Source organism: Streptomyces sp. NPDC043876, from assembly GCF_056435825.1.
Window position 1 is genome coordinate 1 of sequence record NZ_JBWKDV010000007.1, and the last position, 25,189, is coordinate 25,189.

Annotated in this window: 26 protein-coding genes; 7 read left to right on the top strand and 19 right to left on the bottom strand. The window is 73.3% G+C overall.

Features of this window, described 5'->3' with window-relative positions:
* Positions 1 to 265 precede the first annotated feature (265 nt).
* Genes AC0693_RS21760 through AC0693_RS21780 form a run of 5 tightly spaced genes read right to left on the bottom strand, consistent with a single transcriptional unit; the run spans position 266 to position 2,086 of the window.
* A complete protein-coding gene (locus tag AC0693_RS21760) occupies positions 266 to 595 on the bottom strand; it encodes a hypothetical protein (RefSeq protein ID WP_478802612.1) in 330 nt (109 codons plus the stop codon).
* Entirely contained in the window at positions 592 to 1,323 is a 732-nt protein-coding gene (locus tag AC0693_RS21765; RefSeq protein ID WP_478802613.1) for a GntR family transcriptional regulator, read from the bottom strand. Before AC0693_RS21765 ends, AC0693_RS21760 begins: the two co-directional genes overlap by 4 nt.
* 8 nt (positions 1,324 to 1,331) lie before the next feature.
* Positions 1,332 to 1,556 (bottom strand): hypothetical protein, encoded by a 225-nt coding sequence (locus AC0693_RS21770; protein WP_478802614.1) that lies wholly within the window; start codon positions 1,554 to 1,556, stop codon positions 1,332 to 1,334.
* The gene (locus AC0693_RS21775; protein ID WP_478802615.1) at positions 1,553 to 1,795 is read right to left on the bottom strand and encodes a hypothetical protein; all 243 of its coding nucleotides are present in this window, start codon (positions 1,793 to 1,795) and stop codon (positions 1,553 to 1,555) included. Before AC0693_RS21775 ends, AC0693_RS21770 begins: the two co-directional genes overlap by 4 nt.
* Before the next feature lie 12 nt (positions 1,796 to 1,807).
* Positions 1,808 to 2,086, bottom strand: a complete 279-nt coding sequence (locus tag AC0693_RS21780; RefSeq protein ID WP_478802616.1) for a hypothetical protein — start codon at positions 2,084 to 2,086, stop codon at positions 1,808 to 1,810.
* Positions 2,087 to 2,164: 78 nt separating this feature from the next.
* On the opposite strand from AC0693_RS21780, the gene AC0693_RS21785 reads away from it, so the two are divergent.
* From AC0693_RS21785 to AC0693_RS21800, 4 genes are all read left to right on the top strand, one after another.
* Positions 2,165 to 2,920 (top strand): GntR family transcriptional regulator, encoded by a 756-nt coding sequence (locus AC0693_RS21785; RefSeq protein WP_478802617.1) that lies wholly within the window; start codon positions 2,165 to 2,167, stop codon positions 2,918 to 2,920.
* Between the two features lie 91 nt (positions 2,921 to 3,011).
* Positions 3,012 to 3,593: a hypothetical protein gene (locus AC0693_RS21790; RefSeq protein WP_478802618.1), complete on the top strand. Its 582-nt coding sequence runs from the start codon at positions 3,012 to 3,014 to the stop codon at positions 3,591 to 3,593.
* A gap of 289 nt (positions 3,594 to 3,882) precedes the next feature.
* A complete protein-coding gene (locus AC0693_RS21795; RefSeq protein WP_469319762.1) occupies positions 3,883 to 5,397 on the top strand; it encodes a SulP family inorganic anion transporter in 1,515 nt (504 codons plus the stop codon).
* Between the two features lie 154 nt (positions 5,398 to 5,551).
* Positions 5,552 to 7,219 carry an FAD-dependent monooxygenase gene (locus AC0693_RS21800; protein WP_478802619.1) on the top strand — a complete coding sequence of 556 codons (1,668 nt, stop codon included), beginning with the start codon at positions 5,552 to 5,554 and terminating at the stop codon, positions 7,217 to 7,219.
* 13 nt (positions 7,220 to 7,232) lie between these two features.
* On the opposite strand, the gene AC0693_RS21805 is transcribed toward AC0693_RS21800, so the two are convergent.
* The 4 genes from AC0693_RS21805 to codA form a co-directional block, all read right to left on the bottom strand.
* The gene (locus AC0693_RS21805; RefSeq protein ID WP_356406485.1) at positions 7,233 to 8,495 is read right to left on the bottom strand and encodes an SLC13 family permease; all 1,263 of its coding nucleotides are present in this window, start codon (positions 8,493 to 8,495) and stop codon (positions 7,233 to 7,235) included.
* 139 nt (positions 8,496 to 8,634) lie between these two features.
* Entirely contained in the window at positions 8,635 to 9,153 is a 519-nt protein-coding gene (locus tag AC0693_RS21810; protein ID WP_356406482.1) for a DUF5956 family protein, read from the bottom strand.
* 83 nt (positions 9,154 to 9,236) lie between these two features.
* A complete protein-coding gene (locus AC0693_RS21815) occupies positions 9,237 to 9,815 on the bottom strand; it encodes an HD domain-containing protein (RefSeq protein ID WP_469319765.1) in 579 nt (192 codons plus the stop codon).
* A 40-nt stretch (positions 9,816 to 9,855) separates the two neighbouring features.
* Positions 9,856 to 11,178 carry a cytosine deaminase gene (gene codA / locus AC0693_RS21820; protein ID WP_478737964.1) on the bottom strand — a complete coding sequence of 441 codons (1,323 nt, stop codon included), beginning with the start codon at positions 11,176 to 11,178 and terminating at the stop codon, positions 9,856 to 9,858.
* Between the two features lie 146 nt (positions 11,179 to 11,324).
* Here codA and AC0693_RS21825 point away from each other — a divergent pair, with 146 nt between their 5' ends.
* Together AC0693_RS21825 and AC0693_RS21830 are read left to right on the top strand one after the other, a co-directional pair.
* On the top strand, positions 11,325 to 13,109 hold the full coding sequence (locus tag AC0693_RS21825; protein WP_478802828.1) for a S9 family peptidase: 1,785 nt from the start codon (positions 11,325 to 11,327) through the stop codon (positions 13,107 to 13,109).
* Positions 13,110 to 13,185: 76 nt separating this feature from the next.
* Entirely contained in the window at positions 13,186 to 14,004 is an 819-nt protein-coding gene (locus AC0693_RS21830) for an SURF1 family protein (RefSeq protein WP_478802620.1), read from the top strand.
* Here AC0693_RS21830 and AC0693_RS21835 read toward each other — a convergent pair.
* The 7 genes from AC0693_RS21835 to AC0693_RS21865 all read right to left on the bottom strand — a co-directional run bounded on the left by AC0693_RS21835 (position 13,973) and on the right by AC0693_RS21865 (position 20,138).
* Complete coding sequence (locus AC0693_RS21835; protein ID WP_478737966.1) at positions 13,973 to 15,097, bottom strand: hypothetical protein; 1,125 nt, start codon at positions 15,095 to 15,097, stop codon at positions 13,973 to 13,975. The two genes, AC0693_RS21830 and AC0693_RS21835, sit on opposite strands and share 32 nt — an antisense overlap.
* Complete coding sequence (locus AC0693_RS21840) at positions 15,094 to 15,876, bottom strand: SigE family RNA polymerase sigma factor (protein WP_468469829.1); 783 nt, start codon at positions 15,874 to 15,876, stop codon at positions 15,094 to 15,096. Before AC0693_RS21840 ends, AC0693_RS21835 begins: the two co-directional genes overlap by 4 nt.
* 151 nt (positions 15,877 to 16,027) lie before the next feature.
* Entirely contained in the window at positions 16,028 to 17,101 is a 1,074-nt protein-coding gene (locus AC0693_RS21845) for an aspartate-semialdehyde dehydrogenase (RefSeq protein ID WP_356406465.1), read from the bottom strand.
* Positions 17,098 to 18,372: an aspartate kinase gene (locus tag AC0693_RS21850; protein WP_478802621.1), complete on the bottom strand. Its 1,275-nt coding sequence runs from the start codon at positions 18,370 to 18,372 to the stop codon at positions 17,098 to 17,100. The genes AC0693_RS21845 and AC0693_RS21850 overlap by 4 nt, the downstream gene beginning before the upstream one ends.
* A 118-nt stretch (positions 18,373 to 18,490) precedes the next feature.
* A complete protein-coding gene (locus tag AC0693_RS21855; protein ID WP_356406462.1) occupies positions 18,491 to 19,147 on the bottom strand; it encodes a DUF5063 domain-containing protein in 657 nt (218 codons plus the stop codon).
* On the bottom strand, positions 19,140 to 19,739 hold the full coding sequence (gene recR, locus AC0693_RS21860; protein ID WP_356406460.1) for a recombination mediator RecR: 600 nt from the start codon (positions 19,737 to 19,739) through the stop codon (positions 19,140 to 19,142). The genes AC0693_RS21855 and recR overlap by 8 nt, the downstream gene beginning before the upstream one ends.
* A 54-nt stretch (positions 19,740 to 19,793) precedes the next feature.
* Complete coding sequence (locus tag AC0693_RS21865) at positions 19,794 to 20,138, bottom strand: YbaB/EbfC family nucleoid-associated protein (RefSeq protein WP_356406817.1); 345 nt, start codon at positions 20,136 to 20,138, stop codon at positions 19,794 to 19,796.
* Positions 20,139 to 20,392: 254 nt separating this feature from the next.
* Between AC0693_RS21865 and AC0693_RS21870 the strand changes: the two genes are divergently transcribed.
* Positions 20,393 to 21,142, top strand: coding sequence for an SLATT domain-containing protein (locus tag AC0693_RS21870; protein ID WP_469319768.1), 750 nt, complete (start codon positions 20,393 to 20,395; stop codon positions 21,140 to 21,142).
* A 122-nt stretch (positions 21,143 to 21,264) separates the two neighbouring features.
* Here the strand turns inward: AC0693_RS21870 and AC0693_RS21875 are convergent, their stop codons facing one another.
* From AC0693_RS21875 to AC0693_RS21885, 3 genes are all read right to left on the bottom strand, one after another.
* Positions 21,265 to 21,915, bottom strand: coding sequence for a hypothetical protein (locus tag AC0693_RS21875; protein WP_356406454.1), 651 nt, complete (start codon positions 21,913 to 21,915; stop codon positions 21,265 to 21,267).
* A gap of 105 nt (positions 21,916 to 22,020) precedes the next feature.
* The gene (locus tag AC0693_RS21880; protein ID WP_478802622.1) at positions 22,021 to 24,507 is read right to left on the bottom strand and encodes a glycosyltransferase family 2 protein; all 2,487 of its coding nucleotides are present in this window, start codon (positions 24,505 to 24,507) and stop codon (positions 22,021 to 22,023) included.
* Positions 24,504 to 25,184: a GntR family transcriptional regulator gene (locus AC0693_RS21885; protein ID WP_469319770.1), complete on the bottom strand. Its 681-nt coding sequence runs from the start codon at positions 25,182 to 25,184 to the stop codon at positions 24,504 to 24,506. Before AC0693_RS21885 ends, AC0693_RS21880 begins: the two co-directional genes overlap by 4 nt.
* Positions 25,185 to 25,189 lie beyond the last annotated feature (5 nt).

Here is a 25,189-nt window from a genome sequence, read left to right on the forward strand (position 1 = left end):
CCGATCCCCATGCCGACGCCGGCCACCGCCCTGAGGGCGTTCCGGCGCCGACGGCACCACGCGTTCGAACAACTCCCACAAGCCGTCCGGCACCATCCGCTGCACAAGCCCAGTCGTCACCACACCAGACTGCCGCAAGATCACACCAAACGAAATGGCGTCTGAATACGCGAGGCGCGCGGGGCCTCCGGAGCCGTGTGCACTTACGGGAGAGCGGCCCCGAGGTCGTTTCGGGGCCGCTCTGTCGTGCTGGGGGGCGGCGCAGTCAGCCGAGGGGTGTCGGCCGTCCTGGGGTGTGTTCGCCTTCGACAGCGTGAGAGAGGCGGTGTCCGCGGCTGGTTGCTGTGCGGAGTGCGGCTCGGAGGGCGGCGGTCAGGTCTGTTGCCACGAAGTGGAGTTCGTCTGGGTCCGCCTCCGGATCGGCGAGTACTTCGAGGGAGTGGTCGAGGAGTTCGGAGGCTGACTGGAGCTGTGCCTCCTCGGTGATGTCGGCCAGGCGGGACAGGAAGCCACCCCTGTTGTCTGTGCTCAGGAAGCAGGGTTTGTCGTCGGGGCCCGACCACGGGAGGAGGCGCAGTTCATTGGTTGAGGTCATCGCTTCGAGCCCCTCTCTTCGGTAATGGCTCGGGTGGTGAACAGCGCGTTCGCCCTGTCTCCCGGGAGGACCAGGAGGGCCGCCTCGACCACGCGACCGGTGGTGTCGGTCGCCACGCGTGTAAGCGAGAGGATCGCCAGGGACGTGCTGATGCGGAGGGCAGTTGCTTCGTCATGAGTGGGGAGGCGGGCGCTGACCGTCTCTTGGACTTCGGCCAGCGGCGGGCGGAGTTTGGCCAAGGCCAGCGCCGTCTCCTCGGGCGAGGTCACCCCTCTGGTCAGGTCGGGTGGTACGAGGTCGCTGGGGACGTAGACGCGGGCCAGACTGTGCGGCACCTTGCCTTCGTGAGCGACGAGGAGGAGTTCCGTCAAGGGGCTGCGGGTCGGCACGTTCAGCAGGCGGGTGAGGTGGTCGTCCGACCAGAGGTTCGTGGCGCGAACGGTCACTCGTAAAGGCTCGGAGAGGGCGGCGCACGCGGTCACCGTGCCCGCGCCCCCGAGGTAGGTGATGGGGTGGCGATGATGACGGACGAAGTTTCCACTGCCGTGGATCTTCTCCACCAGTCCCTCGCTCTGGAGCCGAGCGAGGGCGGTCCGCAGTGTCGGAGTGCTGACCGTGTAGCGGGCAGCGAGTTGGGCTTCGGACGGGAGACGTTCGCCGGCCTTGAAGCGGCCGGTCGTGATCTGGTGCCGGAGGTCATCGGTGATGGAGTCGCGGAGAGAGGCCACGGGAAGGGTCACCACTTCCTCGTCAACCGGAGGGCCGTGAGCCGACTGCGGGCGCGCATCGTGAGGACTTCGCCCGACTCGAACAGCAGGCGCTTCGCACCAGCGGGGAGTTGGACGAGGTCGGCCACACGGCAGGGCCGGCCGCCGACCTGGATGACGTCGCCGCACTGCACTTCGGCCGATGTGATCTCGATCTGGGCGGCGAGCGAGCTGCTGGGGGGACATCCCTTCACTGGTTCACCTGCTGCGGTTGGGGCTGGGTGCCCGGCGCGTGACAGGGGCAGTCGCAGGCCTCGTAGATCACGGGGATGCCGACCGGTGCCGTGATGGGGGACGAATGGGCGCACTCGTGGTGCGTACCGATCGCGCACACGCTGGACCGGTAGGTGGTTCGGGCGTGCGTGGCATAGGAGAGTGCGGGGAGTTGCAGCCCACTGGTGGGTGCGACGGCAGTGCCCTTACGGTTGAACACGCTGATCAGCTCCTATCGCTGATGGCCAGGTCCCCGGACATCGCCCGTCGCGGGGACCGCTTTGCCTACGGCCGCCCACAGGGTGCGGCCGGTCAAGCTGCTGGCGAGAAGACCGAATCGGTCGGCCTCTGCCATCACTTCCAAGACCGCGCGCCACGTCTCGGCGGGCAGCGCCTCCGGTACCTCCGCTTCGATCGACGTATGGGTGGCGTGCCGCTCCACTCGTGTGGTCAGGCCCAGGGCCGACAGCTGGGCGGCGAGGTCCTCGGCCCTTGCTTCCGAAGCGGGCACAGAGGACCTCCGTCGCCGATCAATCACGTTGAGTGAAGCTAGTTAACTAGATTAGAGCTAGTGGACTAGATTTTCCATATGCCTGAGCAGCCGCCTTATCTCCGCATCGCCGACGTACTGCGGCAGCGGATCGCGGAGCACGAGTGGACGGTCGGCGATCGGCTGCCCTCTCGCGCCCAGATCGCCGGAGAGTGCGGCGTCGGCGAGAACGTGGTCCGTCGAGCACAGGAACTCTTGATCTCGCAGGGCGTTTTGGAAGGGCGGGCGGGTTCGGGTACGTACGTCGCCGAGCCCCGTCGGCGTGTGCGGGTGGTCCGGTCGTCCGCCCGTGAGCAGCCCAGCGGTTCGCCGTTCCGAGCCGACATGCAGGCCCTCGGCAAGCAGGGGCATTGGGAGAGCCGGACCGAAGCGAAGGTGCCGGCGCCGGGCGAGATCGCGGCGCGGCTGGGCATGGCGGCGGGTGACCTCTGCGTCCGTACCGTCTACGAGTTCCTCGCCGACGGGCGGCCCGTGCAGCTGTCCACGAGCTGGGAGCCGTACGAACTCACCGCGGGCACCCTCGTCGTACTTCCCGAGGGCGGGCCGCACGCCGGGGTCGGCGTCGTGAACCGCATGGACGAGATCGGCGTCACCGTCAGCCATGCCGTCGAGCAGCCTGAGCCACGGCACGCCACCGCCGAGGAAGCCTCGCTCCTCGGGATTCAGAAGGCCGCTCTTGTCACGCACATCCGGCGGACGTACTACAGCGACGAGGGACGGCCCGTGGAGACTGCGGACATCGTCGTCCCCGCCGCATCGTGCGAGATCGTCTACGAGATTCCCGTCAACCGATAGCCGGGCCTGCTCCAAAGACCTCCGTCTCGGAGACTTCGAGGCAGGGAGACGAGATGATCACCCTCAACAAGGAAGTAACTGAGGGGGGACCATGCGGATCCGCACCATCACCGTCGGGGTGTGCTTACTCGTTTGCCTTACGGCCTGCTCGGAGCCTACGGACTCCACCGATGGTGCCAGCCGCGCCACCCCGGCACCCAAGACTGAGACACCGACACCAGCGAGCCCCACTCCCGCCGCCCCGCTTCAGATCGGCCAGGAACTCACCTGGGGAGGCGGCGCACAAGGCCCAGCAAGCGGCACGACCGTCGTCCTGGCCTACGAGCAGCCCGCCAAAGGCTCCACACCGCCCGGCGAAGGCCTCGGTGTCGACGACGCCGTGTGGGCCGCCGTCGAGGTGAAGGTGTGCAACAAGCAGGGGCCGGACATCAGCAGTGATCAACAGCCCTGGTCGCTGGCCTTTGCCGACGGGACACGGACGCAGACGACCGGGTTGAACGGAGGGGACTTGCCCAAGCCGGAGTATCCGACGCTCCCCACCGTGGTGAAGGCTGGCGACTGCCTCCGTGGCAAGATCCCGTTTCCTGTGTCGAAGGATCAGCGACCCACGAAGATCATCTACCGATCGGCAAGTGCTCTGACGTCCACCGAGTGGGCCGTACCCGCCTCGTAGGGCATCCAGCGACAGCCTGGCTTGAGTGTCCAACTGCGTGACAACCGGTGCGTACGACAGCGGACCGTGGCGGACGTTTACGGATCGCCATCGCAGGTCAGCGAGGTAGAGTCGGGGCTTCGCCCCTTGGCCCGGAATGCTTCGGGACGAAGAGGTCGTGGGTTCAAATCCCGCCACCCCGACTTCGTAAGACGCAAGAGGCCTGATCCACTCGGTGGATCGGGCCTTTCGTGTCTTTTCCGCACGCCCTCCGCCGCTTCGGGCGTGCCCGAGCTTGAGGTCCGTATCCGTGTCTCCTTCCTCTTCCTCCATAGCCGCGCGGCTGCCCGGCTTGCGTCGGCCCGCGCGGCCGGTCTGGTTCTCGCCGAAGGTCCTGCGGACCGAGGTGCTCGCCGGGCTGGTCGTCGCGCTCGCGCTGATCCCGGAGGCGATCTCCTTCTCGATCATCGCGGGGGTTGATCCGGCGATCGGGCTGTTCGCCTCGTGCACGATGGCCGTCGTGATCGCCTTCGTCGGCGGGCGGCCGGCGATGATCTCCGCCGCGACGGGCGCCGTGGCGCTCGTGATCGCCCCGTTGAACCGGGAGCACGGGCTGGGCTACCTGATCGCCGCCGTGATCCTGGCCGGCGTCTTCCAGATCGCGCTCGGCGCGCTCGGCGTGGCGAAGCTGATGCGGTTCGTGCCGCGCTCGGTGATGGTCGGCTTCGTCAACTCCCTCGCCATCCTGGTCTTCATGGCCCAGGTGCCCCAACTCGTCGGCGTGCCCTGGCCCGTCTACCCGCTGCTGGCGGCCGGGCTGGCGCTGATGGTGTTCTTCCCCCGGGTCACGAAGGCGGTTCCGGCGCCGCTCGTGTCGATCGCCGTCCTCACCGCCGTCACCGTCGCCGCGGGGATCGCGGTCCCGACCGTCGGTGACAAGGGGGCGCTGCCGTCCGCGCTGCCGGTGCCGGGGCTGCCGGACGTGCCGTTCACCCTCGACACGCTGGTCCTCGTCGCGCCGTACGCGCTGGCCATGGCGCTCGTCGGGCTGATGGAGTCGCTGATGACGGCCAAGCTGGTCGACGAGATCACCGACACGCGGTCCTCGAAGACGCGGGAGTCCGTCGGCCAGGGCGTGGCCAACATCGTCACCGGGTTCTTCGGCGGCATGGGCGGCTGCGCGATGATCGGCCAGACGATGGTCAACGTGAAGGTCTCGGGCGCCCGGACCCGGCTCTCGACCTTCCTCGCGGGCGCGTTCCTGATGGTGCTGTGCATCGTCTTCGGGCCGGCCGTCTCGGACATCCCGATGGCCGCCCTCGTCGCCGTCATGGTCATGGTCTGCTTCGCGACCTTCGACTGGCACTCCGTGGCGCCGAAGACGCTGAAGCGGATGCCCGCCGGGGAGATCGCCGTCATGCTCGTGACCGTCGCGTGCGTGGTCCTCAGCCACAACCTGGCCGTGGGCGTCGTCGTGGGCTCGGTCACCGCGATGGTCGTCTTCGCCCGGCGCGTCGCGCACCTCGCCCAGGTCACCTCCGTCCTCGATCCGGACGGCGGGCAGGTCGTCTACTGCGTGACCGGCGAGCTGTTCTTCGCCTCCTCCAACGAGCTGATCGAACAGTTCGACTACGCAGGCGATCCGGACCGGGTCGTCATCGACCTCTCCGCGGCCCACATCTGGGACGCCTCCTCCGTCGCCACCCTCGATGCGGTCGAGCACCGCTACGCGCAGCGCGGCAAGAGCGTCGAGATCACCGGGCTGAACGGGCCCAGCGCCCGCCTGCACGGCACGCTCAGCGGTGAGCTGGCCGGCGGAAGCTGACCCTCCGCACGACGCGCGCCCGACGTCCCCGGCCGGCCGCGGCCGCAGTCCCCCGCCGGCCGCGGCCGCCCGCCGGAGTGCCGGGTTCCGGGTCGCGGGTGACCATGGAGGGCGGGGGACCGCCCGCCGGGGGGCCGGATCCGGGGAGAAGCCCATGTCGGAGACCTCCGCAGGAACCACGGACGTACTGGTGGCCGGGGCCGGTCCGGTCGGGCTGACGGCCGCGGCCGAGCTGCGCCGGCGCGGGGTCCGCTGCCGCCTCGTCGACCGGCTCCCGGCCCGGCTGCCGTACGCGAAAGCGGTGGGCATCCAGCCGCGCACCCTGGAGATCTGGGACCGGATGGGCTTCGTGCACGACGCCCTCGACCTGGCGGTCCCGCTGCGCGGACAGCTGACCTACGTCGACGGCGCCGAGCAGCCGCGGCTCGACCTGGTGCTGCCGCCGGAGGTCCCCTACGGCTTCGCCGCGCTGCCGCAGTACGAGACCGAGCGCCTCCTGGAGGCGTTCCTGAACCGCTTCGGGACCGGCATCGAGCGCTCCACCGAGCTGGTGTCCTTCACCCAGGACGCCGGCGGGGTGACCTGCCTGCTGCGCACGCCCACGGGGGAGGAGGAGGTCCGCACCCGGTTCCTGGTGGGCTGCGACGGCGCGCACAGCACCGTGCGCAAGGGGCTCGGGCTGGGCTTCGAGGGCGGCGCCTTCCCCGAGGAGTACATGCTCGCCGACGTGGAGGTCGCGTGGGACCTCCCGCGCGGGTACGGGCTGCGCGCCATGCGCCGGGACGGGCGGGGCGACGTCGCCGACGTGCTCGTGTCCATCCCGCTGCCCGGCGCGGGCCGGTACCGGATGTCCATGAAGGTGCCGCCGGAACTGTCCGCTGCGGACGCCGCGGCCGGCGGCGGCGGGGAAGGGATCGCCCACGGCCTGGCCGCGGAGGGCGCCCGGGCCCCGCGCCTGGAGCACATCCAGGCCGTCCTGGACCGGCTGTCGCCGTGGCCGACGACCGCGGGCGCGATGCGCTGGTCCTCGGTGTTCCGGATCAGCCACCGGCTGGTGGACCGCTACGGGGAGGGGCGGGTCTTCGTCGCCGGGGACGCCGCGCACATCCATCCGCCGACCGGGGCGCAGGGCATGAACACCGGCATCCAGGACGCCTGGAACCTGGCATGGAAGCTGGCGCTGGCCGTCAAGGACGCGGCCGGTCCGGGGCTGCTGGCGAGCTACGACGCCGAGCGCCGCCCGGTCGGCGAGGAGGTCGTCGGCCGCACCGTCCGGCACGCCGCCCAGGGGGTCCAGGCGGACCCCTCGGACCCGCGGACGACGCTGCTGCGCGAGGCCCAGCTGCTGGTCGGCTACCGCGGCAGCCCCCTCGTCGACGGGCCGGGGGCGGACGGCGCCCCCGGCCCGCTGCCCGGCGACCGGGCACCCGACTGCGGCGGCCTGCGGGGGGCGATCACCGCCTATCCGCTGCGCCTGTTCGACCTGCTGCGCGGCCGGGAGCACCTGCTGCTGCTGTACGGCCCCGGACCCGCCGCGGACGGTTTCGGCGAGCTGGCCTCCGCCGTGCGGGAGGGGGCGCCGGACGGCGCGCTCACGGCGTGCGCGGTGCTCCCCGAAGCGCAGGACGCGGACGGCGCGGACGGCGCCGCCGGGGCGCCGCTGCCCGTGTACCGCGACGCCCGGGGCGAGTTCGCCCTGATGTACGGCGTACGGGAGGCCACCGCGTTCCTGATCCGCCCGGACGGCTACCTCGCGGCGCGGCTCAGCCCGCCGGCGGTAGCCGAACTGCGCGGCTGCCTCGCGAAGGTGTTCGCGTCCTGAGCCCGGCCCCGCGTCACGCCGTGCCGGTGAGGCGCAGCGACAGCCACAGGGCGACGGTCGACAGGGCCAGCGCGGCCGGGGTGGTCAGCAGGCCGAGGCGGGTGAACTCGCCGAGCCGCACCTCGTGCTCGTGGTGGTGCGCGATGCGGCGCCACAGCAGGGTGGCGAGGGAGCCCGCGTAGGTGAGGTTCGGGCCGATGTTCACGCCCAGCAGGACGGCGAGCACGGCGCCCGGGCCGCCCGGCACGGCCAGGGGGACGAGGGCCAGTACCGCGGGCAGGTTGTTGATCAGGTTGGCCAGTACGGCGGCCAGCGCGGCCAGGCCGAGCAGCGCGGGCAGGGCGGAGCCGTCCGGGACGGCGTGCGCGAGGGCCGCGCCGAGCCCGTTGTCCACCAGCGCCCGTACGACGATGCCCAGGGCCAGGACGAAGGCGAGGAACGGCAGCGCGGCCGAGCGGACGATCGCGGCCGGGGTGGTGCGGCGCCGGGCCAGCGCCCGCACGCCCAGCACCAGGGCGCCCGCCGCGGCGGCCCAGGCCGGGTCCACGCCGACGGCGGAGGCCACGGCGAAGCCGGCCAGCGTCCCCGCGACGGTCAGCAGGGCGAACAGCGGGAGCTCCGGCGCCTCCAGGGCCTCCCGGCCGGCCGGTTCGGCGTCGAGGTCGGCGGCGAAGTAGCGGCGGAAGACCAGGTACTCGACGCCGATGGCGACCAGCCACGGCAGGGTCATCAGGGCCGCGAACCGGGTGAAGCTCAGGCCGCTCGCGGTGAAGGCGAGCAGGTTGGTGAGGTTGGAGACGGGCAGCAGCAGCGACGCGGTGTTGGACAGGTGGGCGCAGGCGAAGAGGTGCGGCGCGGGCCGGGCCCCCATGCGGGCGGCGGTGGCGAAGACGACCGGGGTGAGCAGGACGACGGTGGCGTCCAGGCTCAGCGCGGCGGTGATCAGCGAGGCGAGGACGAAGACCGCGCCGAGCAGGCGTCGGGGTCGGCGCGCCGACCAGCGGGCCATCCAGGTGCCGCAGGCGTGGAAGAGGCCTTCGTCGGCGCAGAGCTTCGCCAGGACGAGGACGGCGGCGAGGAAGCCGATGACCGGACCGAGGCGTTCGGCCTCCGCCCGGACCGCGTCCGCTCCGATGGCCCCGCAGCCGATGACCACGACCGCCGCCGGTACGGCGAAGAACGCCTCGGGGCGGCCGAAGGGGCGGACCACCGCGCACACCAGCACCACCAGCAGCGCGGCCAGCGACACGGTGAAGGGGACGGCGTCGAAGGACATGCCCGCGATCATCTCAGCAGCGGGCGGCTCCCGCGGCCCGGGCCCTCGCCCCGCGGGCCGCCGCCCCGCGGGCCCGTGTCCCCCGGTCCTCGTCCCCCAGGCCCCTGCCCCCGGACCTGGTCACCGGGCCCCCGCCCCCTCAGCCCGCCGCGTCCAGCAGCGCCGTCAGCTCGTCCCGGACCAGCTCCATGAACGCCCTGGTCGCCGCGGGCTCCACCGCGCGCTCCGCGGCCACCGCGTAGAGGTGCCCGAGGACGGCCTCCAGGTCCTCGAAGGGCCCCACCGGCCGCAGCAGCCACAGGCGGCCCGCCGGCCGGGGCGGCAGACCGAGGCCGGCCAGGGTCGCGTCGGCTTCGGCGTCCATCCCGTGCAGGTCGGCGGCCGGGAGCGGCGCGCACTCGACGTCGGTGACCCGGCCGTGGCCGTCCAGCCGGGTCTCCACCGCCCAGCGGGTGGAGCGGTCGGCCACCCAGCACCGGGCGGCGGCGGGCCACACATAGGGCAGGAACACCCACAGCGCCTGCTCGGGGGCGCTCTCCCAGCCGAGCACCTCCAGCTCGCGCACCTCGGGCAGCCGGTCCGGCTCCAGTTCGCTGCGCCCGGAGCGGCGCAGCGAGAGGGGGTGCGCGGTTCCGTCCTCGTCCCAGTCCCATGACATGGGCGCAGGCTACCGACGCCGGGGCCCCACGGCCGGGAGGCCCACGGCGGGCGCAGCCGCGGCCGCGGCTGCGCCCGCGCGCGTCAGCCCAGCGGGTTCTTCGCGATCCGCTCCGCGATGCCGTTGGAGACCAGGCCGGCCGCCGAGCAGTGCGGCTTGCGCACCGCCTGGTCCTCGAACAGGGCCAGGAAGGACGGGCCGAATTCCGCCCGCGGGTAGGCGTCGAGCAGTTCGGCGCGGAAGCGCTCGTCGAACTCCTCCACCCGCAGGCCCGACACGTCGGCGCTCGTGCCCACCTGCAGGAGGTGGCTCTCCACGTCCTCGTCGGCCGTCACGTCCTCGCGCATGTGCCGCACGATGATCTCCTCGGCGCGGGCGCGCCGGGCCGGGGCCCAGCCGAGGCCCGCCGTCAGCACGCGGGCCACGTGGCCGCCCGCCTCCTCGAAGGGCAGGGTGTGGCTGTCGAAGGGCGCGGTCAGTCCCAGGTCGTGGAGGAGCGAGGCGACGTAGAACAGCTCCTCGTCGTACGCCAGGCCGTGCTCGGTGGCGTAGCGCGCGCCGAAGGCGTAGGAGCGCACGGAGTGGTTGAACAGCGCCTCGTCCGCATACTCCGCGGCGATCTCGCGCGCCGCCTCGGCCGATCGTCCCGCTATGGTCCACATGTCGCTGGGTTCCCCTCCGCCGTACGCCGGTTGACGCTGGTCACTGTAGGCGGCGGGCGAAATTCACCGGCTGCGGGTCCTCTCCCGGCCAGCTCAGCCTGGTCGGCGCCACCGGGGTCTCGGCGAGGATGCGGCCGCGCGAGACGACGTGGCTCGGGCGGACCTGGCGGCGCAGCACCTCGGCCGGCGAAGGCGCGGGCAGCAGCACGAAGTTGGCGGGGGCGCCCTCCGCGATGCCGTACGCCTCGCCCTCCAGCCCGAGCACCCGGGCCGCGCGGTCCGTCACCATGGAGAACGCGGTGGGGATCTCGTCCGTTCCCGTCAACTGGGCCGCGTACAGGCCCACCAGGGCGGTCTGGAGCGGGTTGCCGGTGCCCAGGGCGTTCCACGGGTCCATTACGTCGTCGTGCCCGAAGGCCACGTTGACCCCGGCCGCGAGCATCTCCTTGACCTGGGTGAGGCCGCGCCGGCGCGGGTAGGCGTCGAAGCGGCCCTGGAGGTTGAGGTTGGCGAAGGGGTTGCTGACCAGGTTGATCCCGGACCGCTCCAGCAGCCGCTGGAGCTTGTAGCTGTAGGCGCCGTTGTAGGAGCCCATCGCGGTGGTGTGGGAGGCGGTCGCCCGGCCGCGCAGGCCGGAGCGCAGCGCCAGGGTGGCCAGTACCTCCACGAACCGCGACTGCTCGTCGTCGATCTCGTCGCAGTGGGCGTCCACGGGCAGCCCGTGCCGCTCGGCGAGTTCGAAGGCGAAGCGCAGCGAGTCGACCCCGTCCTCGCGGGTGTCCTCGAAGTGCGGGATCGCGCCGATCACGTCCGCGCCGCGCACGACCGCCTCCCGCATCAGGCGTTCGCCGTCCGGGAAGGAGACGATGCCCTCCTGCGGGAAGGCCACGATCTGGAGGGTCATCACGTCGCGCACCCGGTCGCGGACCTCCGCGAGCGCGTCGAGCGCGGTCAGGGCGGGGTCGGTGACGTCGCAGTGCGTGCGGACGTACAGCACGCCCTGGGCGGCCTGCCAGCGCAGCACCTCGGTGGCGCGCGCGACGACGTCCTCGCGGGTCAGGGTCTTCTTGCGCTCGCTCCAGCGGGCGATGCCCTCCCAGAGGGTGCCGGAGGCGTTGGGGCGCGGCTCGCCCGCGGTCAGGGCGGTGTCCAGGTGGATGTGGGGCTCGACGAAGGGCGCGGTGAGCAGCCCGCCGTGCGCCTCGATCAGGGTCCCGGTCACCGGGGGTTCGCGCTCGTCGTCGTGCGGGATGAGGTGGGCGATCCGGCCGTCCTCGGCCACCTCGACGTCGACGAGGTCGGCGGCAACCGCGCCGCGGCCCTCTCCTGTGTGCAGCCGGGCACCCCGGACGATCATGCGCATACCGTGACGTTATAGCGGTACGGGCGCACGCGCGGCGGCATCCGGGCACCGCCCCGCCCGGTGCGGCGAGAATGGGACGCATGACCAGCGATGTGAGCAGCGACGTGAGCGACGCGAGCGCCCCGACCTCCAGTGCCCCGCCCGCCATGCCGGACTGGGAGAAGCGGTTCCGCGCACCCCGCGTCGGCCTGCCCGACTGGGCCGAGGACGCCCCGGACCGCAGCCTGTTCGTCTCCAACGCGACGGGGACCTACGAGCTGTACGCGTGGGACCGCGCGAGCGGCACGCAGCGCCAGGCCACCGACCGCCCCAACGGCACCACCGACGGCACCCTCTCCCCCGACGGCAACTGGATCTGGTGGTTCTCCGACACCGACGGCGACGAGTTCGGCGTCTGGGTGCGCCAGCCCTTCGAGGGCGGTCCCGACGAGCCCGCGACCCCCGGCCTGGAGCCGTCCTACCCGGGCGGTCTGGCCATCGGCCGGGACGGCACCGCGGTGGTGGGCCGCTCCACCGACGAGGACGGCTCGACGCTGCACGTCGTGCGCCCCGGCGCGGAGCCGGTGGAGATCTACCGCCACTCCGAGTCGGCGGGCGTGGGCGACCTCTCCCGCGACGGCACCCTCATCGTGATCGAGCACACCGAGCACGGCGACGCCATGCACTCCTCGCTGCGCGTGGTCACCCTGGACGGGGCGACCGTGGCCGAGCTGGACGACACCAAGGGCGGCACCGAGGAACTGGGCCTGTCCGCGCTCGGTTTCGCGCCGGTCGCCGGCGACACCCGGCTGCTGGTGGGCCACCAGCGGCGCGGCCGCTGGGAGCCGATGGTGTGGGACGTCGCCGCGGGCACCCAGGAGGACCTGGAGATCGACCTGCCGGGCGACGTGAGCGCCGAGTGGTACCCGGACGGCACCGCCCTGCTGATCGCCCACGAGTTCGAGGCGCGCGGCGAGCTGTGGCGCTACGACCTCGCGACGCGGGAGCTGCTGCGGGTGGACACCCCGCGCGGTACGGTCTCGGGCGCGACCGCCCGCCCCGACGGCACCGTCGAGTACCAGTGGTCCTCGGCCGCCGAGCCCGCCTCGGTACGGTCCACCACCGGCGCGGTGGTGCTGGACCCGCCCGGTTTCCGGCCGCCGGGCTCGGTGCCCGTCGAGGACGTGTGGGTGGAGGGCCCCGGCGGGCGGATCCACGCGCTGGCACAGCGCCCGGCCGGGCACGGCGAGGGCCCCTTCCCGACCGTCTTCGAGATCCACGGCGGGCCCACCTGGCACGACAGCGACGCCTTCGCCGCCACCCCCGCGGCCTGGCTGGACCACGGCTTCGCGGTGGTCCGGGTCAACTACCGGGGCTCGACCGGCTACGGGCGCGAGTGGACCGACGCGCTCAAGCACCGGGTCGGCCTGATCGAGCTGGAGGACATCGACGCGGTGCGCGTCTGGGCGGTGGAGTCCGGGCTCGCCGATCCCGCGCGCCTGGTGCTGTCCGGCGGCTCGTGGGGCGGCTACCTGACCCTGCTGGGCCTGGGCACCCAGCCCGAGGTGTGGGCGGTGGGGCTGGCCGCGGTGCCCGTCGCCGACTACGTGGCGGCGTACGAGGACGAGATGGAGCCGCTCAAGGCCCTGGACCGGACCCTCTTCGGGGGGACGCCCGAGGAGGTGCCCGAGCGCTTCACCACCTCGTCCCCGCTGACGTACGTGGACGCGGTGCGCGCGCCCGTGCACATCGCGGCGGGCGTCAACGACCCGCGCTGCCCGATCCGGCAGATCGACAACTACGTGGAGCGGCTGGCGGCGCGCGGCGCCGAGCACGAGGTCTACCGCTACGACGCCGGGCACGGCTCGCTGGTCGTGGAGGAGCGGATCAAGCAGGTCCGGATGGAGCTGGACTTCGCGCTGAAGCACCTGCCGCGGGGCGCCTCGCTCTGACGGCCCGCCCGGCGGCCCGGCCCCGCGCCGGCGACCCGGGACCGAGGCAGCGGTGCACCCCCCGTACCGTGGTGGGGTGCACCGGTTTCTCCTGACCCCGCGCTGGTGGGGGATCAACGTCTTCGTCGTGCTGGCCGTCCCCTTCTGCCTGTTCATGGGGACGTGGCAGCTCGGCCGGTTCGAGAACCGCGTCGGCAGCCACCGGGAGGCGTCCGCCGCGCGGCCCGCCGACCGCGCCGCCGCCCCGCTGGACTCCCTGCTCCCGGTGGACACCCGGACCTCGGGGCGCCTGGCCTCCGTCTCCGGCACCTACGCCGAACAGCTGCTGGTCCCGGACCGGCAGCTCGACGGGAGGACCGGCTTCTACGTGCTGACCCTGCTGCGCACCGACGGCGGCAAGGCGGTCCCGGTGGTCCGCGGCTGGCTCCCGGGGGCCCCCGACGCGGCCCGGGCCCCGGCTCCGCCGGCCGGGCGGGTCGAGGTCACCGGCGTCCTCCAGGCCTCGGAGAGCTCCAGCAGTAAGGGCGTCCACTCCCAGGGCGGACTGCCCGCCGGTCAGCTCGGCGTGATCGGGGCCGCCTCGCTGGTGAACCTGGTGCCCTACGGCCTGTACGACGCCTGGCTGACCGTGCCGACGGCGGCGGACGGCATGACCGCGGTACCGGCGACGGCTCCGGTGAACACCGGGCTCGACCTCAAGGCCTTCCAGAACCTCGGCTACACCGGCGAGTGGTTCGTCTTCGCGGCCTTCGTCCTCTTCATGTGGTTCCGGCTCTACCGGCGCGAGGTGGAGACGCTGCGCGACGCGGAGGCCGGGCTGCTGACCGGGGCGGCCGCCGACGGGAGCGCCGCCCCCGCGCCCGCTACGGCGTCGGCGCCGCGTCCAGCGCGATGACGCCCGTGCGGTAGAGCGTCCCCCCGCAGGCCGCGGGGAGGGTGGTCCGGGTGGCCGGCGCGCCGGGCTGGACGGTGTGCGTGACCGCGATCCCGGCGCCCTGCGGGGTCGGCGAGGCGCTCGGCTGCGCGCCCGTCCCGCTGTCGGCGTCCGCCCGCGCGCCCGTGTCCGGGGCGGTGCCGGCCGGCGGGGTCTTGGTCCCCGGCTCCGCGGTGGCGCCCGTGCAGGGGGTGTCGGGCACCCACGCGAAGCGCACCTCGTAGCCCGCGGCCGGCTGGAGGATGAGGCCGGGCGTCTCCACCGCCGGGTCCGGCAGTCCGGTCGCCGGGTCGCCCGCCGTGTGGGCGAGGACCGTGACGGCGGTCTTGCCGGTGGCCGCGCCCGATGCCGGGGCGGCCGTGACGGTGTCGGCGCCGGTGACCGTACAGCCCGCCGCGGAGACGTTCGTGACGCGGAAGCTGCCGTACACCTTGCCGTCCGCCTCCGCGCCGCGCGCGCTCGCGACCACACCGAGCTGGGCGTCGGCGCAGCCGGGCAGGCCCGCGGCCGCGGGGGGCAGCGGGCCGCCGCCGGTCGCGGCGCCCGTGGCGGCCGGGCCGGTTCCGGCCCCGCCGACGGCCTGCGCCGACGCCGCGGGGCCCGGAGTGCTGTCGGCGCCGCCCGCGCCCTGGCCGGGGGCCGGGGGCTGCGCGGTCGCGGGGGCCTCACCGCCGCCGGCGGCGTGCGGGTCGGAGGAGCCGCCGCCGGGTTCGCCCTCGGCGGCGGCGCCGTGGCCCGCCATCGCCGGGTGGTCGCCGGGCGGGCTCTCGGCCGCCGTCAGGTGCATCGCGGCCGGGACCGCGGTACCGCAGAGCAGCACGGCCGCGGCGGCGCCGATGACCGCGCGGCGCTTGCGGGCCCGGCGGACCGGGACGGCGTGGCGCAGGCGCTCCAGCGCGCCGTCCGAGGGCGCCAGGCCCCCGACGGCTCCGTGCAGCAGCCCGCGCAGGTCGTCCGGTCCGAGGGGGCCGGGCGACCCGGGGGCGCGGTCGTGGTCGTGGCCGCCGGGTTGCTCGTCGTGCGTCCCGCCGGACCGGTTCACCTGGTCGTTCATGACTGCGCAGCCTCCATCGCCACCCGCAGCGCGGCAATGCCCCGCGATCCGTACGCCTTCACCGAGCCCAGGGATATCCCGAGGGTCTCGGCGACCTGGGCCTCCGTCATGTCCGCGAAGTAGCGCAGCACCAGCACCTCGCGCTGGCGGCGTTGCAGTCCCCGCATGGACTTGATCAGGTCGTCCCGCTCCAACTGCTCGTACGCGCCCTCTTCGGCGCTCGCCATGTCGGGCATCGGCTTCGACAGCAGCTTGAGGCCGATGATGCGGCGGCGCAGCGCGGAGCGCGAGAGGTTCACGACGGTCTGGCGCAGGTACGCCAGGGTCTTCTCCGGTTCGCGGACCCGGCTGCGCGCGGAGTGCACCCGGATGAACGCCTCTTGAACCACGTCCTCGCAGGAGGCGGTGTCGTCGAGCAGCAGCGCGGCCAGGCCCAGCAGGGAGCGGTAGTGCGCCTGGTAGGTGGCGGTGAGGTGGTCGACGGTGGTCCCGACGGCCGGGGCGGCCTCTGCGGCCTCGGCGGCCACCGGCCGGACCGCCGCCTCGCCCGTGGCGGGAGCCGCCGGGGGCACGGCGGAGCCGTCACGCGGGGAGGGCACGAGCACCCCCCTGGCCTTCGCGGCGGGCACGGCCGGCGCGCCGGAGCCCGGCGTTCCCGCCGGAAGGGGCACGATCACCGGGAAGCCGTCGGCGGCGCCGGAGCGCGGTGAGCGCCGCCGGACCGGAAGGATCGCGGGGCGCACCGGTGGAGCCACGAAGTCGAGCAATGCCTCTGCCACGCCAGTTGGACACGCGTCCCCCGGTCAGGGTTGTACGCGTGCGGCAGCCTCACCAGCATTGTGTCGCCCGCCCTCATGCGTAACCGCTCTTCGCCTTGATCAGGGGATCGCACCCGTCGATCAGGGGATCACACCGATCCTACAAAGCGAATTACGCGAATTCACCAGCGATCAGTTCCGCGATCTGGATGGCGTTCAGTGCCACGCCCTTACGGAGATTGTCGGCGCACACGAAGAACTCCAGCGCACGGGGGTCGTCCAGGGACACCCGCACCCGTCCCACCCAGGCCGGATCGGTGCCCGCGGCGTCCACGGGCGTGGGGAACTCCCCCGCGGCCGGGTCGTCCACGAGGACCACGCCGGGGGCCGCCTCCAGGACCTCGCGGGCCCGCACCGGCTCGACCGGTTCCCCGAAGGCGGCCCGCACCGTCAGCGAGTGCCCGGTCATCACCGGTACCTGGACGCAGGTCACGGCCACCGCGAGGGCGTCGAGTTCCAGGATCCGGCGGACCTCCGCCCGGACCGCCAGCTCGTGCGAGGACCAGCCGTCCGCGCGCAGCTCACCGGACCAGGGCACCACGTTGAGGGCGAGCGGCCCCTCGAAGGGCCCGGTGTCCTCGCCCACGGCCCGGCGCACGTCCCCGGTGTGCTCGCCCAGCGCGGTCCCGGCGACCAGGGCCAGCTGGCGGCGCAGGGTCTCGGCTCCGGCCCGGCCCTCGGCGCTCGCGGCCTGGTACGAGGAGACGACCAGCCCGGTCAGCCGGTACTCGGCGTGCAGCGCGCCCACGGCGGCGATCATCGCGGCCGTGACGGAGTCCGGCCCGGCGACGATCCCGCGGGGGCGCTTGCGCAGCGCGTGCGCGTTGATCTCGGGCACCACCAGCGGCACGTCGGGATCGTCGCGGAAGGCCGCGGAGTGGTCGACGACGGCGGCGCCGCGGGCGGTCACCACGGGCGCCCAGCGGGCCGACACCTCGGCCGGGGTGAGGAAGAGCGCGACGTCGCCCGGGCCGAGGCCCTCGAAGGCGTCCTCGGTGAGGGCGAGCACCTCGCTCTCCTCCCCGCGCACGGTCAGCCGCCGGCCGGCCGAGCGCGAGGAGGCGATCAGGCTGATCCGGCCCCAGACGTCCGCCCGCTGGGACAGCATCCGGAGCAGGACGGAGCCGACCGCTCCGGTCGCCCCGACCACGGCCAGCGCCGGGGCGGACGACCGGTCGGCGGTCATCGTCCGGTGCCTCCGTAGACGACGGCCTCGTCGCTGTCGGAGTCGAGGCCGAAGGCCGAGTGCACGGCGCGGACGGCTTCGTTGACGTCGTCCTGGCGAGTGACCACCGAGATGCGGATCTCGGAGGTCGAGATCAGCTCGATGTTGACGCCCGCGTCGGACAGGGCCTGGAAGAACGAGGCGGTGACGCCGGGGTTCGTCTTCATGCCCGCGCCGACCAGGGAGATCTTGCCGATCTGGTCGTCGTAGCGCAGGGAGTCGAAGCCGATCGCGCCCTTCGCCTTCTCCAGGGCGTCGATGGCCTTGTGGCCCTCGGACTTGGGGAGGGTGAAGGAGATGTCCGTCAGGCCGGTGGAGGCGGCGGACACGTTCTGCACGATCATGTCGATGTTGATCTCGGCGTCCGCGATGGCGCGGAAGATGGCCGCGGCCTCGCCCGGCTTGTCCGGCACCCCGACGACCGTGATCTTGGCTTCGGAGACGTCGTGAGCGACTCCGGAGATGATGGCGTGCTCCACCGGCTCGTCCCCTTGCGGATTCTCGTTGCTGACCCAGGTGCCGCGCAGTCCGGAGAAGGACGAGCGGACGTGGATCGGGATGTTGTATCGGCGTGCGTACTCCACGCAGCGGTGCAGCAGCACCTTGGAACCGGAGGCGGCCAGTTCCAGCATGTCCTCGGAGGAGATCCAGTCGATCTTCCGGGCCTTCTTCACGACGCGGGGGTCCGCGGTGAAGACGCCGTCGACGTCGGTGTAGATCTCGCAGACCTCGGCGTCGAGCGCCGCGGCCAGGGCGACGGCGGTCGTGTCCGACCCGCCGCGGCCGAGGGTGGTGATGTCCTTGCTGTCCGCCGAGACGCCCTGGAAACCGGCGACGATGGCGATGTTGCCCTCGTCCAGCGCGGTGCGGATCCGGCCCGGCGTGACATCGATGATGCGCGCTTTGTTGTGGACCGAGTCGGTGATCACGCCCGCCTGGCTGCCGGTGAACGACTGGGCCTCGTGGCCCAGGTTTTTGATCGCCATGGCCAGCAGGGCCATGGCGATCCGCTCCCCGGCGGTGAGCAGCATGTCGAATTCACGCCCGGCAGGCATCGGGGACACCTGCTCGGCGAGATCGATCAGCTCGTCCGTCGTGTCGCCCATCGCGGACACCACGACGACGACCTGGTGGCCGTCCTTCTTGGCGTCGACGATCCTCTTGGCGACCCGCTTGATGCCCTCGGCATCCGCTACGGAGGAGCCTCCGTACTTCTGCACGACTAGGCCCACGTGCGCTCCTCGATCAAGTCCGTCTGTTTGCGGGTGCAGTCTAACGAGCGGCCGCGATCCGACCGCCCCGTACCACATCATGAGACGAAGAGATCAAAAAATAAGTTCCCGGTCCGCGCTACTTGTCGCGCAGGCCGAGCGGGCCCGCGAGCTCCTGCGCCATCACCAGTCCGGCCTGCTCCGCGAGGTCCTCGTCCGTCAGGTCCTCGTCCGTATCCAGGCCGTCCAGCTCCTGGAGCGGCTGGTCGAGGCGGACGTGCGCGACGAGCGACTGCAGGGCCCGCAGCGTGGCCGAGGCGGTCGATCCCCAGTTGGAGAAGTACGAGAACTGCCACCACCACAGGGCCTCGGCGGTGCGCCCCGCCCGGTAGTGCACCAGGCCGTGCCGCAGGTCCGCGACCACGTCGGCGAGGTCGTCCGAGATCCGGTGCGCGACCGGCGCCTTGCGCGGCTCGTACGGGTCGAAGACCTCCGAGTACACGTCGACCGGGTCCAGCATCAGGGCGAACCGCTCGCGCAGCTCGTCCACGCCCGGCTCCGGCCCGATGTCCGGCTCGTAGCGCTCGTCGGGCACGACGTCCTGGTACGCCCCCAGCCGGCCTCCCGCCAGCAGCAGCTGGGAGACCTCCAGCAGCAGGAACGGCACCGCGCTGTCCGGGTCCTCGCCCTTGGCCACCTCGGTGACCGCGACGATGAAGGACTCGATCTGGTCGGAGATCTGGACGGCGAAGTCGTCCGGATCCTGGCCCACGGCGTGCAGCGTTGCGTCAGACATCGAGAAGTCGCCTTCCTTCAAAGGCCCGCCCGAGCGTGACCTCGTCCGCGTACTCCAAGTCTCCCCCCACGGGGAGCCCGCTGGCCAGGCGGGTCACCTTCAGGCCCATGGGCTTGATCATGCGGGCGAGGTACGTCGCCGTCGCCTCGCCCTCCAGGTTCGGGTCGGTGGCGAGGATCAGCTCGGTCACCGTCCCGTCCGCGAGGCGCGCCAACAGCTCGCGGATGCTCAGGTCCTCGGGGCCGACGCCCTCGATCGGGCTGATCGCGCCGCCCAGGACGTGGTACCGGCCCCGGAACTCACGCGTCCGCTCGATCGCGACGACGTCCTTCGACTCCTCGACCACGCAGATCACGGTGAGGTCCCGGCGCGGGTCGCGGCAGATGTTGCACCGCTCCTCCTGCGCCACGTTCCCGCACACCGCGCAGAACCGGACCTTGTCCTTGACCTCCAGCAGCGTGTGCGCGAGGCGGCGGACATCGGCGGGCTCGGCCTGCAGGATGTGGAAGGCGATCCGCTGCGCGCTCTTGGGCCCGACGCCGGGCAGCCTGCCCAGTTCGTCGATCAGGTCCTGGACCACGCCTTCGTACAACGGACTGCCTTCTTTCGTCGTCGCCCCGGACCACGGCGGTCCGGGAGGGGGAGCTTAGAACGGGAGGCCGGGAATGCCGCTGCCGCCGCCCAGGCCCTGCGCCAGCGGGCCCAGCTTCTCGGCCTGGAGCGCCTGCGCGTTCTCGTTGGCCGCCTGGACGGCCGCGACCACCAGGTCGGCGAGCGTCTCGGTGTCCTCGGGGTCCACGGCCTTCGGGTCGATCACCAGCGCGCGCAGCTCGCCGGAGCCGGTGACGGTGGCCTTGACCAGGCCCCCGCCCGCCTGGCCGTCGACCTCGGTGCGGGCCAGTTCCTCCTGGGCCGCGGCGAGGTCCTGCTGCATCTTCTGGGCCTGCTGGAGCAGCTGCTGCATGTTGGGCTGGCCACCGCCGGGGATCACTGTCACTCACTCCATACGTCGGACTGCTACGGGTGAAACCGAGCCTACGTGCTCCCCGGGCGCCGCGCCCCACGCCGTCGAGACCAACTCTTTCGAGTGAGCGTGAGGCGTGCACGCACCTGATCAAGGGCCCCTTGCGAGCGGAGATCCCGGGATTCGTCGCCCACCGCCCGCCGTTCGGAGGTAGGAAGGGCATGCGCACCATTGCGCACACGCGCACCACCACACGTCAGCGCAGGCAGAGGGAGTGCCGGGTGAGCCAGCCGGAGATGCAGCCCGAGGGGCCACCCCGGGATCCCCGGGAGGAGGGCGGCGCAGCGATGGCCGCCGCGGGCGATCTGACCGGCCGGCCCTTCCCGCTCGGGGACTGGGGCGAGCCCGCCGAGCGGCTCGACGAGCTGTACCGGCGGGTCGAGGCCGATGCGCTGCGGACCGCCGGGTGGTACCTCGGCGACCGCGCCCGCAAGCGGCGCGGGGCCCGGATCCTGCGCGCCGGGGCGGCCCTGGGCGCGCTCGCCGGCGCCGCGCTGCCGCTGCTGGAGCTGACGGGGGCCGCGCCCCGGCTGGCGGCGTACGGCTACCTCGCGCTGCTGCTCGCCACGGCCTGCCTGGCCTGCGACCGCTTCTTCGGCCTGACGTCCGGGTGGATGCGGGACGTGGCGACGGCCCAGGCGGTGCAGCGAAGACTCCAGACGCTCCAGTTCGACTGGGCGTCGGAGAACGTGCGCGAGGTGCTCGGCCCCACCGAGGGCACCGCCAGTGAGGCCGCGGACCGCTGCCTGAGCGTGCTGCGGCGCTTCCAGGAGGACGTGACGGAACTCGTCCGCTCCGAGACGGCGGACTGGATGGTGGAGTTCCGCTCGGGTCCGGCGCCGCTGGTGATGCAGTCCCTGGGCGCCGCCGGAACGCGGACCGAAGCGGGCCTCCCGCCGGTCCGCTTCCCGCTCCCGCCGGGGACCCGCCCGAACATGCCGCGCCAGCGGCCCCCGGAGCAGCCCCGCTGAGACCCCGGGCCACGGCCCGGGCGCAGGCCGGATCGCCCGCGGAGGGATCCGGACCCCGGCACGCAACGCCCGGGAACGCCCGGAACCACCCGGGAGCGTCCCGGAACGCTCCGGACGCGGGGTCAGCTGAAGATGATCATCGAGCCCTGGCCCAGGCTGCGCGTCGCCGCCGCGTGCAGCCCCAGCCAGACGTGCCGCTCGCGGGCGAACGGACTGTCGTCGTACGGGATCGGCCCCGCCGGCTCCTCCAGCGAAGTCGGCCGCCCCGGTGGCGCGGGCGGCGCGGGGGGATTGCCCGGGTCGATCCCGATCGAGGGCGCCACGAAGGCCAGCTCCCGCAGCAGGCCCTGGGCGGAACCCAGCGGTCCGCCCCCGGCCAGCAGCTCCTCGTTGGCCAGCGGAACCGCGAAGTCCACCGGCACGTACGCCCCGGCGTGGTCGTAGTGCCACACCAGGTGCGACTGCTGGGCCGTGGGCTCGAACATCTCCAGCAGCTGCTCGTAGTCCCCGCCCAGCTCGTCCACCGGCGTCACCGGCAGCCCGCAGAGCTGGAGCAGGTAGGCGCGCCGCAGGAAGTGCAGGGCGTCGTAGTCGAACCCGGCCACCGGGGCGACGTCCCCCGACAGTCCGGGCATGTACGCGAAGACGGGCACGGACGGCAGTCCGGCCTCGCCCAGCGCCTTGTCGTACGAGGCGATCTCCTCCGCGAAGGGATTGTCGGGGCTGTGGCACAGCACGTCGACAAGGGGGACCAGCCACAGGTCACAGGCCACGCGGGCTCCGTCCGGTCGTTGTCCGCCGATCGGCCCAGCGTAGTGCGCCGGACACCCTCCGCGAAGGGGTCGGCAAAGGTCCGCTCGCCGATCCGGCGCGCGGACCTACCGCGGACCCACCCGCCAGACCCACGCGTCGCGCACCTTCACCGGGGGCTCCCCCAGCAGATCCGTCAGCGTGCGCACCAGCTCCGCCGAGCGGTCCTGCTCCGGTACGACCACCGCGCCCGCCTTCCAGTGCGCCAGGTCGCGGCGGGCCTGGGCGCGCCACTCCGGGCCGACCACGGGCGGCTCGGTCCCGTAGCGGACGTCCCGCAGCAGGTTCGACAGGTGCCGCGGGGGCGCCCCGTAGATCCCGATCCGGTCGGGGCCCCAGGGGCCGTTGTAGTAGCCCCCGGCCAGCCGGAAGCCGAAGTCCGCCTCGACCTGCCAGCGCAGCGCGTCGGCCGAGCCCGGGTCGGGCAGGGGCACGGCGACCAGCGACTCGCCGTCCCTGACGTACTGCTTCCAGGCGCCGGAGGTGACGAAGGCCGGCACCGGGTCCCGCTCCCGCACCGCCAGCGGCAGCGGCAGCACCGGGATCAGGACGGCGGCCACCGCGAGCAGGCCGAGGGTGCGGTGCTCGCGCGCGGGAGCGGCCAGGATCCGGTCCAGCGCGAGGGCGAGCAGGATGCCGAGGACCGGCGCGCAGACCATCGCCACGCGCCCCTCGATGACCGACTCGAAGAGCGGCAGCTCGATGATCCAGCGCCACGGGCCGGGCAGGGTGAGGTCCGTGTGCGGGACCGGGACGACCGGGCCGAGGGACAGCACGGCCGCCACGACACCGGTGAGCGCGAGCGCGCGGACGAGCCGCCGCCGCCACAGCCCGACGCAGGCGACGGCGCCGAAGGCGAGCAGGGGCCAGCCGTAGAAGGCGTTCTGCTCGGTGGTGTTCATGGACAGCCTGCCCGCGGTCTCCGGATCGCCGAAGAGCGAGCGGCCCGCGTACTCGACGAGGGCGCGCGGGCTGTTCCCCGCGTTGTCCCCGTGCAGCACCGAGTGGTAGCTCTGCGGGCCGGAGAACTGCCAGTACAGCGGGTAGGCCACCAGCGGCAGGCAGACCGCCAGGGCGACGAGCACGCCCAGGCCCAGCGGGCGCCAGGCCGCCCGGACCCGCTCGCGGTCGACCACGGCGTAGGCGAGGCCGAAGACGACCAGGCCCAGCGCGGTGATGAGCAGCGGCTCCTCGCCGATGAAGATCTGGTACGCGGAGAACAGGCCGAGCAGCACCCCGTCGCGCACCCGCACCCGGCCCCCGTCGGATCCGTCGCACAGCCGCAGCGCCCGGTCGATGATCAGCGGGATCATGAACAGGACGACGAAGTTCGGGTGGCCGTTGGCGTGGGAGACCATCGGCGGCGCGAACGCGGCGAGCGCGCCGCCCGCGGCGGCCGCCCACCGGGAGCGCACCAGACGGCGCCGGATCAGCCAGTACCAGGTCCAGCCGGACGCGGCCATGCCGAGGGTGAGGACCAGCACGAAGGTGACGGTCTCGCCGAAGGCGAGGGTGACCGGGATCAGCGGGACGGTGAGGCCGAGCATGGTCGCGTTGGCCATCAGGTTCACGCCGTCGGGCATGCCCTGGGCGGTGGTGAAGAGCGGGTTGCGCAGGTGTGTGATGTTGTCGGTGGTGACGCCGACGAACCACTCCCACTGGTTCTGGTCCTGGAGGGCGTCCCGCAGGTAGGCGCCGTCGAGGTCGAACCAGAGGCGGTGGAAGAGCAGGAAGGCCAGGGCGACGAAGAAGGCGGCGACGGCCAGGCCGCCCGCGTTCAGCCGCAGGAGCTCACGGACGCGCGGCGCGAGCGCCCGGTCGCCCCCGCGGGGTGCGCGGAGCGGCCACCGCTCCCCCGGGGGCCGGCCGGCCGGCCGTTCCGCGGTCGCCCAGCCCTGCGCGCGGCACCAGCGCAGCACCTCGGCGTCGACGGCCGGCCCGTGCAGGGTCGAGGCGGTGAAGGCGGCGCGGGCCCGGCCGCCGTCGAAGAGGGCGAAGGCGAGGGTGTCGGGGCGGAAGCCCGGCACGCCCGGGATGCCGAGGGTGCGGGCCAGGCGGCCGCGATGTCGGCCGCAGACCACGGCGGTCGCGGCGGGGGCGCGGTCGAGGTCGCGCTGGAGCGCGTCGAGGCCGTGCAGGTGGCCGGCGGCGTGGGCGGTGTCGGTGAGCAGCACGCGGCGGCCGGTGGTGGCGCGGACGGCCGCGCGCAGGGTGGGGACGGTCCGGATGCGGTGGTCGGACGCGGGGTCGGGGGCGTGAGCTTCGGCGGGGCCCGTGGCGGGCGCGGGGTCGGTGGCCGGCGCGGGATCGGTGGCGGGCGCGGGGTCTGCCGTCGGCGTGGCGTCGGGGGTGTCCGGCTCCACCACCAGCAGCTCCCAGGCGCCGCCGCCGGGCCAGGACGCGGCGTGCGCGTCGAGGTCCGCGCGCAGCCGGGCCAGGAGCGGGGCGGTCCGGTCGGCGGGGGCGCCGTGCGTCCGCAGCACCACGCTCAGCCGGACCGGCTGCGGCCAGGTGGCGCCCGTACGTGCGTCGAGGCGCCCGCTCGGCGCGCTCATGCGCCCGCCGCCGTCAGCGCGGCGGCCCAGTCCAGGTTGTGCTGGTTGTAGGCGTGCACCAGGCGGCGCACCTCGTGCGCGTCCGCGAGGGTCACCGCTTCGACGAGTTCGTTGTGCCCGTTCCACAGCGCCGCGTGCAGCTTCGGTTCCCGTTGCAGGTAGGGCACGGCGAAGACCCAGCACTGCACGCGGATGCGGTGCAGGAACTCGGAGATGTAGACGTTGCCCACCAGAGCGCTCAGCTCCCTCCAGAAGCGCAGGTCGTAGCCGATGAGCACCTCCAGGGAGCCGCTCAGCGCGGCCCGCCGGGCCTCCTCGGCCCGGCGGCGCACCGACACCAGCATCTCGCCCGAGCCGGGCGCCGTGCCGCGCTCGACGAGCCGGCGGAAGATCCCGTCGACGATCAGCGTGCGGGCCTCGACCAGGCCCCGGAAGTCGTCCACGGAGAAGATCCGCACCCGGAAACCGCGGTGCTGCACGGAGTCCAGCAGGCCTTGGGCGGCGAGGTCGACCAGCGCTTCGCGCACGGGCGTGGCGGACACCCCGTACTGCTCGGCTATCTGCTTCACCGTGAACTCGGTGCCCGGCGGCAGGCGTCCCGCGAGCACCTCGTCACGCAGCGCGTCCGCGATCTGCTGGCGAAGTGTGTTGCGGGTGACAGCGCCGCTGCCTGGCATAAGGG

Bases quoted from the DNA above. Each gene is read 5' to 3' on its own strand.
- AC0693_RS21760 (WP_478802612.1), bottom strand. From the start codon at position 595: ATGACCTCAACCAATGAACTGCGCCTCCTCCCGTGGTCGGGCCCCGAC.
- AC0693_RS21785 (WP_478802617.1), top strand. From the start codon at position 2,165: ATGCCTGAGCAGCCGCCTTATCTCCGCATCGCCGACGTACTGCGGCAG.
- AC0693_RS21790 (WP_478802618.1), top strand. From the start codon at position 3,012: ATGCGGATCCGCACCATCACCGTCGGGGTGTGCTTACTCGTTTGCCTT.
- AC0693_RS21800 (WP_478802619.1), top strand. From the start codon at position 5,552: ATGTCGGAGACCTCCGCAGGAACCACGGACGTACTGGTGGCCGGGGCC.
- AC0693_RS21805 (WP_356406485.1), bottom strand. From the start codon at position 8,495: ATGTCCTTCGACGCCGTCCCCTTCACCGTGTCGCTGGCCGCGCTGCTG.
- AC0693_RS21810 (WP_356406482.1), bottom strand. From the start codon at position 9,153: ATGTCATGGGACTGGGACGAGGACGGAACCGCGCACCCCCTCTCGCTG.
- AC0693_RS21815 (WP_469319765.1), bottom strand. From the start codon at position 9,815: ATGTGGACCATAGCGGGACGATCGGCCGAGGCGGCGCGCGAGATCGCC.
- codA (WP_478737964.1), bottom strand. From the start codon at position 11,178: ATGCGCATGATCGTCCGGGGTGCCCGGCTGCACACAGGAGAGGGCCGC.
- AC0693_RS21825 (WP_478802828.1), top strand. From the start codon at position 11,325: ATGCCGGACTGGGAGAAGCGGTTCCGCGCACCCCGCGTCGGCCTGCCC.
- AC0693_RS21835 (WP_478737966.1), bottom strand. From the start codon at position 15,097: ATGAACGACCAGGTGAACCGGTCCGGCGGGACGCACGACGAGCAACCC.
- AC0693_RS21845 (WP_356406465.1), bottom strand. From the start codon at position 17,101: ATGACCGCCGACCGGTCGTCCGCCCCGGCGCTGGCCGTGGTCGGGGCG.
- AC0693_RS21855 (WP_356406462.1), bottom strand. From the start codon at position 19,147: ATGTCTGACGCAACGCTGCACGCCGTGGGCCAGGATCCGGACGACTTC.
- AC0693_RS21880 (WP_478802622.1), bottom strand. From the start codon at position 24,507: ATGAGCGCGCCGAGCGGGCGCCTCGACGCACGTACGGGCGCCACCTGG.
- AC0693_RS21885 (WP_469319770.1), bottom strand. From the start codon at position 25,184: ATGCCAGGCAGCGGCGCTGTCACCCGCAACACACTTCGCCAGCAGATC.